Origin of the sequence: Micromonospora sp. URMC 107, assembly GCF_051386315.1 — a bacterium.
Lineage (GTDB): Bacteria > Actinomycetota > Actinomycetes > Mycobacteriales > Micromonosporaceae > Micromonospora.
Genome location: NZ_JBPQTK010000002.1, coordinates 89,646 through 104,269, shown reverse-complemented (window position 1 = coordinate 104,269; position 14,624 = coordinate 89,646). Strand labels below are relative to the sequence as shown.

General features: G+C 76.9%; 1 protein-coding gene. It reads left to right on the top strand.

Annotated features, from left to right (window positions below):
- Positions 1–43 precede the first annotated feature (43 nt).
- Positions 44–14,611, top strand: a complete 14,568-nt coding sequence (locus ACSNN9_RS00770; protein WP_436670686.1) for a type I polyketide synthase — start codon at positions 44–46, stop codon at positions 14,609–14,611.
- Positions 14,612–14,624 lie beyond the last annotated feature (13 nt).

The following is a 14,624-nucleotide window of genomic DNA, read 5'->3' as shown; positions in this document are numbered from 1 at the left end:
TCCGGCATGTCGCACACCTCGAACCCCGATACGGAGTGGCCCGATGCCCACTGAGGCAGAGTTCCTCGACTACCTCCGGCGTGCGACTGCCGACCTGCGCGACGCGCGCCGGCGGGTGCGCGAGGTGGAGGCCAAGGACCGCGAGCCGATGGCCGTCATCGGGATGGCGTGCCGGTTCCCGGGCGGCGTGTCCAGCCCGGCGGAGCTGTGGGACCTCGTCGACCGGGGCGGCGACGGGGTGGGTGACTTCCCGACCGACCGGGGCTGGGACCTGGAGCGGCTCTTCCACGTCGACCCGGACAACCCGGGCACGTCGACCAGCAACCAGGGTGGCTTCCTCTACGACGCGCCGCAGTTCGACCCGGGCTTCTTCGGCATCAGCCCCCGTGAGGCCCTGGCGATGGACCCCCACCAGCGGCTGCTGCTGGAGACCTCCTGGGAGGCGTTCGAACACGCCGGCATCGACCCGCAGCGGCTGCGCGGCAGCCGGACCGGCGTCTTCGCCGGCGTGATGTACCACGACTACGCCTCCCGGGTGCTGGACCTGCCCGACGGCGTCGAGGGCTACATCGGCACCGGCAACTCCGGCAGCGTGGTGTCCGGGCGGGTGGCGTACACCTTCGGGCTCGAAGGACCGGCGGTCACGGTGGACACGGCGTGCTCGTCGTCGCTGGTCGCCGTGCACCTCGCGACGCAGGCGCTGCGCCAGCGCGACTGCGACTTCGCGCTCGCCGGCGGCGTGACGGTGATGTCCACCCCGGGCACCTTCGCCGACTTCTCCCGCCAGCGGGGCCTGGCCTCGGACGGCCGGTGCAAGTCGTTCGCCGCCGCCGCCGACGGCACCGGCTGGTCGGAGGGCGTCGGGGTGCTGCTGCTGCAGCGGCTCTCCGACGCCCGCCGCGACGGCCGGCGGATCCTCGCCGTGGTGCGGGGCAGCGCGGTCAACCAGGACGGCGCCAGCAGCGGGCTCACCGCGCCCAACGGCCCGTCGCAGGAGCGGGTGATCCGGCAGGCCCTCGCGAACGCCCGGCTCTCGCCGGCCGACGTCGACGTGGTCGAGGCGCACGGCACCGGCACCACCCTGGGCGACCCCATCGAGGCGCAGGCGCTGCTGGCCACGTACGGGCAGGACCGGGGCGACGGCGGGCCGCTCTGGCTGGGCTCGGTCAAGTCGAACCTGGGCCACACCCAGGCCGCCGCGGGCGCCGCCGGCCTGATCAAGATGATCGAGGCGATCCGGCACCGCACCATGCCCGCCACCCTGCACGTCGACGCGCCGTCCCCGCACATCGACTGGTCCGCCGGGCAGGTCTCGCTGCTGACCGAGGCCCGCCCGTGGTCGGCCACCGACCGGCCGCGCCGGGCCGCCGTGTCGTCGTTCGGCATCAGCGGTACGAACGCGCACGTCATCCTCGAGGAGGCGCCCGCCGACGACGCCCCGGCCACCGACGGGGCCGCGCCCGTCGCCGACGCGCCGCTGGCGCTCCCGCTCGCCCCGGTGTTCCTCTCCGCCCGTACGCCCGAGGCGCTCGCCGGGCAGGCCGGGCGCTGGGCCGACCACCTCGCCCGCGTCGACTCCCTGCGCCCGGTGGACGTCGCGTTCTCCTCGGTCAACCGCGCGGGGCTCGAACACCGCGCGGTGGTCCTGGCCGGCGACGCGGACGACCTGCTCGCGGGGCTGCGGGCCCTCGCCGCCGGCGAGCCGACCGGCACCGTCACCACCGGGGCGTCGGCCCCGCGCGGCAAGGTCGCCTTCCTCTTCTCGGGTCAGGGGGCGCAGCGCGCCGGCATGGGCCGCGAGCTGTACGCGGCCTTCCCGGTCTTCGCCGCCGCCCTCGACGAGGTGTGCGCGCAGCTCGACCCGCTGCTGCCGCGCGCGCTGCGCGAGGTGCTGTTCGCCGGGGCGGGTACGCCCGAGGCGGAGCTGTTGGACCAGACGGTCTTCACCCAGGCGGGGTTGTTCGCCGTCGAGGTGGCCCTGTTCCGGTTGGTGGAGTCGTTCGGGGTGGTGCCGGACCTGGTGGCCGGGCACTCCATCGGCGAGATCGCGGCGGCGCACGTGGCCGGGGTGTTGAGCCTGGCCGACGCGTGCGCGCTGGTCGCGGCGCGCGGCCGGCTCATGCAGGCGCTGCCCGCGGGCGGCGGCATGCTCGCCGTGGCGGCGGACGAGGCCGCCGTGGCCGGCTCCCTGGTGGGGCTGACCGACCGGCTGGACGTGGCCGCCGTGAACGGCCCCGCCGCCGTGGTGGTGGCGGGCGACGTCGAGGCGCTCGACGAGGTGCAGCGGGTGTGGTCCGAGCGGGGCGTGCAGACCCGCCGGCTGCGGGTCAGCCACGCCTTCCACAGCGCGCGGATGGACCCGATGCTCGCCGAGTTCGCGGCCGTCGCCGAGCGGCTGACGTACCGGCCGCCGACGATCCCGGTGGTGTCGAACCTGACCGGCCGCATCGCCGACGCCGACCAGCTCTGCGACCCGGGCTACTGGGTGCGGCACGTACGCGGCACGGTGCGCTTCGCCGACGCCGTCGACTGCCTGCGCGCCGAGGAGGTCGACACCTACCTGGAGGTGGGACCGAACGGCGTCCTGACCGCCATGGCGCAGAACTGTCTCGCCGAGCGGGCGGAGGACGAACCGGCGCCCCTGCTGGTCCCGGTGTCGCGCCACGACCGGCCCGAGCCGCAGGCCCTCCTCGAGGCCCTCGCGCTGCTGCACGTGCACGGCCTGACCGTCGGCTGGGCGGACCTGCTCGGCCGGGCCGGCGGCCGGCACGTGGACCTGCCGACGTACGCCTTCCAGCACCAGCGCTTCTGGCTGGAGCCGGCGGGCCGGTGGACGGACGTCTCCGGGGCCGGCCTCGGCGCGGCCGGGCACCCGCTGCTCGGCGCGGCCGTCTCCGTGGCCGGCGAGGACATGGTGGTGCTGACCGGCCGCCTCTCCACGTCGACGCACGCCTGGCTCGCCGACCACGCGGTCTCCGGCGTGGTGATCGTGCCCGGTGCCGCCCTGGTCGAGTTGGCGGTGCGGGCGGGCGACGAGGTGGGCGCGTCGCAGGTGCGGGAGTTGACCGTGGCCGCGCCGCTGGTGCTGCCGCAGGCGGGTGCGGTGCGGGTGCAGGTGCGCGTCGGCGCGGCCGACGAGGCGGGCACCCGGTCGGTGACCGTGCACTCGCAGCCGGAGGAGGCCGTCGACCCGGAGTGGGTCCGGCACGCGGAGGGCGTGCTGGAGCCGGCGTCGGCCGACGAGCCGGGCGTGGGGGAGTGGCCGCCGGTTGGCGCGTCCGAGGTGGACGTGGCCGGTTGGTATCCGGCGCTGGCGGAGCGCGGCCTGGCGTACGGGCCGGTGTTCCGGGGACTGCGCCGGGTGTGGGTCGGCGGCGACGAGGTGTTCGCCGAGGTGGCGTTGCCGGACGAGGTGGCGGGCGACGCGGCGGGGTTCGGGGTGCACCCGGCGCTGCTGGACGCCGCTCTGCACCCGATCGGGCTGCTGCCCGGCACGGAGGAGTCGGGCGGGCCGCGGGTGCCGTTCGCGTTCGAGGGTGTGCAGGTGCACGCCTCGGGCGCGCGGGTGCTGCGGGTGCGGCTGACGCGGGCGGGTTCGGCGGTGCGGCTGGTCGCGTGCGACGAGTCGGGCGCGGCCGTGGTGTCGGTCGACTCCCTCGCCCTGCGGGAGCTGACCGGGGTGTCGTCCCCGGACGCGTCGGCACGCTCGCTGTTCGAGGTCGCCTGGCAGTCCCAGGAGGTCACCCCGGCCGGCGACGCCGCCGGCTGGGCGCTGCTGGGCTCGCCGGTCGGCGTGGACCTGCCGGCGTACGCCGACGTCGAGGCGGTGACCGCGGCGTCGGACGTGACGCCGCGCCTGCTGCTGGTGCCGGCGGGCAGCGCGCAGCGACGCGACCACGAAGGCGCGACGGACGCCGGCCACGACAACGACCCCGACGCGGTACGCGCGGCGACCTCGCACGTGCTGGCAGTCGTCCAGTCCTGGCTGGCGGCGGACGCGCTGGCGGATTCGCGGCTCGTGGTGGTGACCCGGGGCGCGGTGTCGGTCGGTGCCGGCGACCGGGTGACGGACCTGGCGGGTGCGGCGGTGTGGGGTCTGCTGCGGTCGGCGCAGTCGGAGCACCCGGGTCGCATCGTGCTGGCGGACGTCGACGGTGCGGTGGACGCTGGGCTGCTGGGTGTGCTGGCCGCGGTGGCGGACGAGCCGGTGGCGTTCGGTGGTCAGGTGGCGGTGCGTTCGGGTGCGGTGGTCGTGCCGCGTCTGGTGCGGGCGGTCGTCCCGGCGTCGGTGGAGACGCCGGTGGTGGGTGACGGCGCGGTGCTGGTGACCGGTGGTACGGGTGCGTTGGGCGCTTTGGTGGCGGAGCATCTGGTGTCGGTGCACGGGGTGCGGTCGCTGGTGCTGGTGTCGCGGCGTGGCCCGGAGGCCGCGGGTGCGGGCGAGTTGTCGCAGCGGCTGTCGGCGGCAGGTGCGTCGGTGCGGGTGGTGGCCTGTGACGTGACGGACCGGGACCAGGTCGGTGCGTTGGTTGCCGAGATCGCAGCCGGGGGCCGGTTGGCGGGTGTGGTGCACACCGCCGGCGTTCTGGACGACGGGGTGGTCGAGGGGCTGACCGCCGAGCGGCTCGGTGCGGTGTTGGCGCCGAAGGTGTCGGCGGGTTGGTTCCTGCACGAGGCGACGGCGTCGCTGGACCTGGATCTGTTCGTGGTGTTCTCGTCGGTGGCGGGGGTGTTGGGTTCGCCGGGTCAGTCGGCGTACGCGGCGGGCAACGCGTTCCTGGACGGGTTGGCGGCGTACCGGCGGCAGCTCGGGTTGCCGGCCGTCAGCCTCGCCTGGGGCATGTGGGACACGGCGGGTATGGCGGCGTCGATCGAGGAGGCGGACCGGGCGCGTTCGGCGCGGGCGGGTCTGGCGCCGATGAGCGCCGAGACCGGGCTGCGGCTGTTCGACGCCGCCTTGGGCGCCGACCGGCCGGCCCTGGTGCCCGCCGTGATCGACCTGGCCGCCCTCCGGGCCGCGGCCGGCGCCGGCCTGGTGCCGCCGATGCTCCGCGCCCTGGTCGGCACGACCACGACCCGCCGCCAGGCGGGACAGGGCACCACCTGGGCGACCCGCATCGGCGGCCTCACCGCCGACGAGGCGCGCGCCCAGATCGACGTGCTGGTGCGCGGCCTCGTCGCGCAGGTGCTCGGGCACGGCGGCGCCGAGGCCGTGCCGGCCGACCGGGCGTTCCGGGAGCTGGGCTTCGACTCGCTGACCGCCGTGGACCTGCGTAACCGGGTCAACGCGGCCACCGGCCTGCGGCTGCCCTCGACACTGGTCTTCGACTACCCGACGCCGCAGGCGCTCGCCGCCCACGTGCACGCCGAACTGGCCGGCGCCGCCAGCGGCCCCGCCGCGCCGGGCGCGCGGACCACGACCCGGGCCGACGAGCCGCTCGCCATCGTCGGGATGGCCTGCCGCTACCCGGGCGGCGTAGAGACCCCCGATCAGCTGTGGGCGCTGCTGGCCGCCGGCGGCGAGGGGATCGGGGAGTTCCCCACCGACCGCGGCTGGGACCTGGAGAGCCTGTTCGACCCGGACCCCGACCACCCCGGCACGTCGTACACCCGCCACGGTGGCTTCCTGTACGGGGCGGCGGAGTTCGACCCCGCCTTCTTCGGCATCTCGCCGCGCGAGGCCCTCGCGATGGACCCGCAGCAGCGGCTGCTGCTGGAGGCGTCGTGGGAGTCGTTCGAGTCGGCGGGTCTCGACCCGCAGCGGCTGCGCGGCAGCCGGACCGGCGTCTTCGCCGGCGTCATGTACCACGACTACGCGACGCGGCTGATGGAACAGGCCGACGAGGTCGAGGGCTACGTCGGCACCGGCAACTCGGGCAGCGTGCTGTCGGGTCGGGTGGCGTACACGTTCGGGCTGGAGGGCCCGGCGGTGACCGTGGACACCGCATGCTCGTCGAGCCTCGTCGCGCTGCACCTTGCCGCGCAGGCGTTGCGCAGCGGCGAGTGTGACCTTGCCCTGGCCGGTGGTGTGACGGTGATGGCGACGCCGGGGACGTTCATCGAGTTCTCGCGGCAGCGTGGTCTGTCGCAGGACGGCCGCTGCAAGTCGTTCGCCGCGTCGGCCGACGGCACCGGCTGGTCCGAGGGCGTCGGCGTGCTGCTGGTGCAGCGCCTCTCCGACGCCCAGCGCGAGGGCCGGCGGATCCACGCCGTCCTGCGCGGCACGGCGGTCAACCAGGACGGTGCCTCGAACGGTTTGACGGCGCCGAACGGTCCGTCGCAGCAGCGGGTGATCCACCAGGCGCTGGCGAACGCGCGGCTGACTCCGGCCGACGTGGACGCGGTGGAGGCGCACGGCACGGGTACGACGTTGGGTGACCCGATCGAGGCGCAGGCGTTGCTGGCCACCTACGGGCAGGACCGGCCCGTCGACCGGCCGCTGCTGCTGGGGTCGGTGAAGTCGAACATCGGGCACACCCAGGCCGCAGCCGGTGTGGCCGGTGTGATCAAGATGGTGCTGGCGATGCGGCACGGCGTCGTCCCGCCGACCCTGCACGTGGACGAGCCGTCCCCGCACATCGACTGGTCGGCCGGGGCGGTGGCCCTCGCCACCGAGCCCACCCCGTGGCCGCAGGTGGACCGGCCGCGTCGGGCGGCGGTGTCGTCGTTCGGCATCTCCGGCACCAACGCGCACGTGATCATCGAGCAGCCGCCCGCCGAGGCGGTCGACGGACGCGCCGCCGGCCGTCCGCGCGGCGGCGTCGTACCCCTGCTGCTCTCCGCCGTGGACGCCCCGGCGCTGCGCGACCAGGCCGCCCGGCTGGGCGCGCACCTGGCGGCGCACCCGGAGCTCGAACCGGCCGACGTCGCGCACGCCCTGGTCACCACCCGGGCGGCGTTCGGACACCGCGCCGTCGTCCTCGGCCGGGACACCGTCGGCCTGACGCGGGCACTGGAGTCGTTCCACCTCGGCGAGGCCACCCCCGCCACGGTCACCGGCACCGCGCTGCGCGGCGGCGACCCCGTCCTCGTCTTCCCCGGCCACGGCGACCCGTGGCCCGCCACGGCCGTCGAGCTGCTGGACCGGTCGCCGGAGTTCGCCGCCGCGATCGCCGAGTGCGAGGCAGCCCTCGTACCCCACGTGGACTGGTCGCTCACCGCCGTGCTGCGCGGCGCGGACGGCGCCCCGTCCCCGACGGACGCCGGGGTGGCGCACCCCGTCCGGTGGGCCGTGGCGGTCTCGCTGGCCCGCTGGTGGCGTTCGCTCGGCGTCCGGCCCGCCGCCGTGGTCGGACACGCCCACGGCGAGGTCGCGGCCGCCTGCGTGGCCGGCGCGCTGTCGCTGGCGGACGCGGCGAGGACGATCGCCCTCGGCAGCCGGGCCGAGGCCGGCCCGGACGCGCTGGCCGGGACCACCCTCCGGGCGGCCGAGGTGCCGCTGCACTCCGCGGCGACCGGCGGGCAGGTCGACACCGACGGCCTCGACGCCGCCCACTGGTACCGGGGGCTGGCCGACGGCGGCGACGTCGACCCCGTCGTGCGCGCCCTGCTCGACGAGGGCCACCAGGTCTTCGTCGAGGCCGCCCCCGAGCCCGTGCTCGCCGCCGGGATGCGGGAGATCGCGCACGCCGCCGCCGGGGACGCCGTCGTGGTGGCCGCCGCCGACACCGGGGCCGGCGGTTGGCTCCGGATGCTGACCGTCCTCGCCGGGCTGCACGTGCACGGCGTACCCCTGGACTGGACGGCGCTCCTGGACGCCCGCAGCGGCCCGCCGGTGGAGCTGCCGACCTACGCCTTCCAGCGCCAGCGGTACTGGCCGCAGGCGCCGGTGCCGACCGGCCCCGCCCCCGCCGCTCAGGACGAGGCGGACCGGCACTTCTGGGAGGCCGTGGAGCGGGCCGACCCGCAGGCGGTGGCCGCCGCGATGCGGATCGACGAGACGGCGGCCCGGTCCCTCGACCCCGCGCTGCCGCTGCTCTCCTCGTGGCGCCGACGCCGCCGCGACGAGTCCACCGTGGACTCGTGGCGGTACCGGGTGACCTGGAAGCCGGTGACCGTCACGTCGGAGGCCACCCTGTCCGGCGCCTGGCTGCTGCTGGTGCCGGCGGCCGGCGCCGCGCACCCCCTCGTCGACGGCGTCGCCCGGGCCCTCACCGAGGGCGGGGCCGAGGTCGTCCGGGTCGACGCGACCGAGACGGACCGGCAGGCGCTGGCCGACCGGCTGGCGCGTACCGGCGTCACCGGCGGATCCGTCGCCGGCGTGCTCTCCCTGCTCGGCCTGGACGACGCCGCCCACCCGACCCACCCGGTGGTGCCGGCCGGCCTCGCCGGCACGTACGCCCTGGTCCAGGCCCTCGGCGACGCCGGTGTCACCGCCCCGCTGTGGTGCGCCACCGCCGGCGCGGTCTCCACCGGCCGGGCCGATCCGCTCGACCACCCCCGGCAGGCGATGCTCTGGGGGCTCGGCCGGGTGGTCGCCCTGGAGCACCCGGACCGCTGGGGCGGCCTGGTGGACCTGCCCACCGCGCTGGACCCACGGGACCGGGCCCGGCTCGTGGCGGTGCTGGCCGGCGTCGACGCGGAGGACCAGCTGGCGCTGCGCCCCTCCGGGGTGTTCGCCCGGCGACTGGTCCGGGCCCGCACCGAGCGGGCCATGGCCGGCGACTGGCGGCCGGCGAGCGGCGCCGTCCTGGTGACCGGCGGCCTCGGGTCGATCGGGGCCCAGGTGGCGCGCTGGCTGGCCCGGGAGGGCGCCGGTGAGCTGGTGCTGACCGGCCGCCAGGGCCCCGCCACGCCCGGCGCGGACGAGCTGGCGACCGAGCTGCGCGCCGCCGGCGCCACGGTCACCGTGGCCGCCTGCGACGTCGCCGACCCCGACGCCCTGCGGGCCCTCGTCGAGCGGCTGGCCGGGCAGGGCACCCGCATCTCGGCCGTGTTCCACACCGCCGGGGTCGCCCACGCCGGACCGGTCGCGGCCACCGACGTGGCCGAACTCGCCGACGCCCTGCGCGCGAAGGTGGCCGGCGCGGTCAACCTCGACGCGGTGTGCGGCGACGAGCTGTCGGCGTTCGTGCTCTTCTCCTCCGGCGCGGGCGTCTGGGGCGGTGGGCACCAGGGCGGCTACGCCGCGGCCAACGCCTTCCTCGACGCGTTCGCCGAGGACCGGCGACGGCGCGGCCGGCCGGCCACCGCCATCGCCTGGGGCGCCTGGGACGGCGGCGGCATGGTCGACGCCGAGGGCGCCGCCGACCAGATGTTCCGCTCGGGCGTGCGGGCCATGCGTCCCGACCTCGCGGTCTCCGTCCTGGCCGAGGCGCTCGACCACGGCGAGACCACGCTCACCGTGGCGGACATCGCCTGGGACCGGTTCCTGCAGACCTACACGTTGGCCCGCCCCCGGCCGCTGATCGCCGACGTCCCCGAGGTGGCCCGGCTGCTCGCCGCCGGGCAGCGGGACGCCGACGCGCCCGACGCGGCCTCGCCGCTGCGCGGCCGGCTGGCCGGCCTAGCCGGAGCGGAGCGACGCCGGGTCCTGCTCGACCTCGTACGGGTCCACGCGGCAGCGGTGCTGCGGCTGTCCTCGCCGCAGGCGCTGGCGGCGGACCGGTCGTTCCGGGAGATCGGCTTCGACTCGCTCAGCGCCGTCGAGATGCGCAACCGGCTCGCCGAGGCGGTGGGGCTGACCCTGCCGGCGACCCTGGTGTTCGACCGCCCGACGCCCGACGCCCTCGCCGACCACCTGGCCGCCCGGCTCACCGGTGACGACGCCCCGGCGACCGCGCCCGTGCGGGCCGCCACCGCGCTGGACGAGCCGATCGCCATCGTCTCGATGAGCTGCCGGTACCCCGGCGGCGTCGCCGGCCCCGAGGACCTCTGGCGACTGGTCGCCGAGGGGCGGGACGGGATCGCGGAGTTCCCGACCGACCGGGGCTGGGACCTGGCGGCGATCTACGACCCCGATCCCGACCGCCCCGGCACCTCGTACGTCCGGGAGGGCGGCTTCCTCACCGACGCCGCCGGCTTCGACGCCGCCCTGTTCGGCATCTCCCCGCGCGAGGCGATGGTGATGGACCCGCAGCAGCGGGTGCTGCTGGAGAGCGCCTGGGAGCTGTTCGAGCGCGCCGGCACCGCGCCGGCCGACATGCGCGAGACCAACACCGGCGTCTTCGTCGGCACGAACGGGCAGGACTACGCGACGCTCCTGATGGCGGCCCGGGTCGAGACCGAGGGCTACCAGGCCACCGGCAACGTCGCCGCCGTCATCAGCGGCCGGCTGGCCTACCACTTCGGGTTGCAGGGCCCCGCCGTCAGCGTCGACACCGCCTGCTCGTCGTCGCTGGTGGCGCTGCACCTGGCCTGCCAGTCCCTGCGCCAGGGCGAGTGCGACGTCGCGGTCGCCGGCGGCGTGACGGTGATGGCCACCCCCGGGCCGTTCCTGGAGTTCGCCCGGCAGCGGGGGCTCGCCCTCGACGGCCGGTGCAAGTCGTTCGCCGGGGCCGCCGACGGCACCGGCTGGGGCGAGGGCGTGGGCCTGCTGATGTTGCAGCGGCTCTCGGACGCCCAGCGCGACGGCCGGCGCATCCTGGCCGTCGTCCGCGGCTCGGCGATGAACCAGGACGGCGCCAGCAACGGCCTCACCGCGCCCAACGGGCCCGCCCAGGAGCGGGTGATCACCCAGGCGCTGGCCAACGCGCGGCTGACCGCCGCCGACGTGGACGCCGTCGACGGGCACGGCACCGGCACCCGGCTCGGCGACCCGATCGAGGCGCAGGCGCTGCTCGCCACGTACGGGCGGAACCGGCCCGCCGACCGGCCGCTCTGGCTCGGCTCGGTCAAGTCGAACATCGGCCACACCCAGGCCGCCGCCGGCGTCTCCGGCGTGATCAAGATGGTGCTGGCGCTCCAGCACGACCTGTTGCCGCCCACCCTGCACGTGGACGAGCCCTCGCCGCACGTGGACTGGTCGGCGGGCGCGGTCGCGCTGCTGACCGAGGCGCAGCCGTGGCCGGAGGTGGACCGGCCGCGCCGGGCCGGCGTGTCGTCGTTCGGGGTCAGCGGCACCAACGTGCACGTCATCCTCGAACAGGCACCCGCCGCCGCGCCGGCCGACACCGGCACGCCCCGGCCGGCCGGCGGGCCGCCGGTGCTGCCCTGGGTCGTCTCGGCCGACACCGCCGACAGCCTCCGGGCCCAGGCGGCGCGGCTGGCCGACTGGCTGCCGCACACCGGCACGCCCGCCGCCGACGTGGCCCGGGGCCTGGCCACCGGACGCTCCCCGCTGCGGCACCGCGCGGTGCTGCTCGCCGCGGACGCCGACGCCGCCCTCGCCGGGCTGCGGGCGCTCGCCGCCGGGCAGGACCACCCCGGACTCATCCGGGGCGTCGCCGAACCCGGGGGCGCGCTCGCGGCGCTCTTCTCCGGCCAGGGCGCCCAGCACGCCGGGATGGGCCGCCGGCTGTACGAGACGTTCCCGCTCTTCGCCGCGGCCGTCGACGAGGCGTGCCAGCACCTGGACGCGTACCTGCCGCGACCGCTGCGTCCGGTGCTGTTCGCCGAGCCCGGCACCGCCGAGGCCGACCTGCTCGACCAGACGGTCTTCACCCAGGCCGGGCTCTTCGCCGTCGAGGTGGCGCTGTTCCGGCTGCTGGAGCACTGGGGGATCCGGCCCGACTTCGTGGCCGGCCACTCGGTGGGGGAGATCAGCGCGGCCCACGTGGCCGGGGTGCTGTCCCTGGCCGACGCCTGCGCGCTCGTCGGCAACCGGGGCCGGCTGATGCAGGCCCTGCCCGCCGGCGGCGGGATGCTCGCCGTCGCCGCACCCGAGGTCGACGTGCTGCGGGCGCTGACCGACACGCGGGGCCGGGTCGCCGTCGCCGCCGTGAACGGGCCGACGGCCGTCGTCGTCGCCGGCGCGGAGGACGCGCTGACCGACCTGGCGGCCCACTTCGCCGGCCTCGGGGTGCGCACGAAGCGGCTGCGGGTCAGCCACGCCTTCCACAGCCCGCTGATGGAGCCGATGCTCGCCGACTTCGCGGCCGTGGCGGCGACCCTGGAGTACGCCCCGCCGACGGTGCCGCTGGTGTCGAACCTGACCGGCGCGGTCGTCGACGCCGAGCAGCTCTGCACCCCCGACTACTGGGTCCGGCACGTGCGCGAGGCGGTCCGCTTCGCCGACACCGTCACCCACCTGCACGCCAACGGGGTGACCCGGTTCCTGGAGATCGGGCCGGACACCGTGCTGACCGCCCTGACCGCCGACGCGCTGCCGGCGGACGCCCCGGTCACCGTGACCGGCGTGCAGCGGCCCGGCCAGGACGAGGTGGCCACCCTGCTGGGCGCGGTGGCGCGACTGCACTGCCAGGGCGTCGCCGTACGCTGGTCGCGGCTGCTGCCCGGCGCCGGCCCCGTGGACCTGCCCACGTACGCGTTCGCCCACCAGCGGTTCTGGCCGACCCTCGACGCCGCGGCGGGCACCCCCGCCGCCACCACCCACGACGACGTCGACTCGGCGTTCTGGCGGGCCGTGGCGTCGGGCGACGGCGACGCGCTCGCCGGCCAACTCGGCCTCGACGCGGACCGGCCGCTGCGGGAGCTGCTGCCGGACCTGGACCGGTGGCGACGCCAACAGCAGGAGGACACCCTCGCCGGCGGCTGGCGGTACCGGATCACCTGGCGTGCGCAGGCACTCGCGGCGGGCACCGTCGACGGCACCTGGGCCCTGGTCCACAGCGGCGCGGACCAGCCGGTCGTCGACCGGCTCGCCGAGCTCGTCACCGCCCGGGGCGGCACCGTGCGGCAGCTCGCCGTCGACCCGGCCACGACCGACCGGACGGCGCTCGCCGCGCAGCTCGCCGACGCCGCGCCGACCCGGATCGTGTCGCTGCTCGCTCTCGACGAGCGACCGCACCCCGAGCGGCCCGCCGTGCCCCTGGGGCTGACCGCGAACCTCGCCCTGGTGCAGGCGGTCACGGACGCCCTGCCGCCGGTGCCGCTGTGGCTGCTCACCCGGCAGGCCGTCGCCACCGCCGCCGACGACCCCGTCGCCCGCCCCGCCCAGGCCACCACGTGGGGCCTCGGCCTGGTGGCCGCGTTGGAGCACCCCCGGCACTGGGGCGGCCTGCTGGACCTGCCCGCGACCCTGACCCCGGCCGCCGCCGGGCACGTCCTGGCGGCGCTGACCGCCACCGGGCACGAGGACCAGCTCGCGGTGCGCGACTCCGGGACGTACCTGCGTCGGCTGGCCCGCACGCCCCGCGCCGAGACGCCGGCCGACTGGCGGTCGCCGGGCACCGTCCTGGTCACCGGCGGCACCGGCGCCGTCGGCCGGTACGCCGCCGGCTGGTTCGCCCGGCACGGCGCGCGGCGGCTGCTGCTGGTCAGCCGGCGCGGCGCGGCGGCCCCCGGGGCCGACGAGGCGGTGGCGGAACTGGCCGCGCTGGGCGCCCAGGCGCGGGTCCTGGCCTGCGACCTGGCCGACCGGGACGCGGTCGCGGAGCTCGTGCGCGGCCTGCGCGCCGACGGCGAGACCGTGCACGCGGTGGTGCACGCCGCCGGGGTGGGACGGCTCAACCCGGTCGCCGCCGTGACCGGGGAGGAACTCGCCGACGTCGTGTCCGGCAAGATCGCCGGCGCCCGGCACCTGGACGAGTTCCTCGACCCGGAAGCGCTCGACCTGGTCGTCCACTTCTCCTCCATCGCCGCCGTCTGGGGCGTCGGCGACCACGGCGCGTACGCGGCCGGGAACGCCTTCCTCGACGCCTGGGCGCAGTCCCGCCCGGCCGGGGGTCCCCGGCACCTCTCGGTGAACTGGGGACCGTGGGCCGGCGGCGGCATGGTGACCGACGCGCACGCGGCGGCGATGAGCCGGCGCGGGGTGTCCCTGCTGGGCCGGGAACCGGCGATGGCCGCCCTGCGCGCCGGCCTCGACGGAGACGACGCCGCCCTCACCGTCGCCGACATCGACTGGGACCGCTTCGCGCCGGTGTTCGCCTCCGCCCGGCCCCGGCCGCTGATCAGCGAGATCGCCGAGGTGGCCGCCCAGGCCGCGGCGGCACGGGCCGACGCCGAGGACGGCGACGAGGTCGCCGGCGAGCTGCGCAAGCGGCTCGGCGAGCTGTCGCAGGCCGAACAGGCGCGGCTGCTGGTGGACCTGATCCGCACCGCCGCGGGCGAGGTCATCGGGCACGACAGCCCGTACGCGGTGGAGGCCGGCCGGCCCTTCCGGGACCTCGGCTTCGACTCCCTGACGGCGGTGGAGCTGCGCGGCCGGCTGGCCCGGTCGACCGGCCTGAGCCTGCCCAGCTCGGTGGTGTTCGACTACCCGACGCCGCAGGCGTTGGCCGAACACCTCCGGGCCGAACTGCTCAGCGAGGCGTCGGTGGAGGCGCTGCCGACCCTCGCGGAGCTGGACCAGTTGGAGAGCGCCCTCGCGCTGCGCGACCCGGACGACATCGGCCGGGTGCGGATCACGATGCGGCTGCACAGCCTGCTCGAACGGCTCGGCACCGTCGAGGAACGCCGGGAGGAGACCGCCGAGGTGGCGGACCGGCTGCGGGTGGCCAGCAACCAGGAGCTGTTCGACCTCATCGACCAGGACCTCGGGCTCTCCTGAGCCGCCCGGGGAC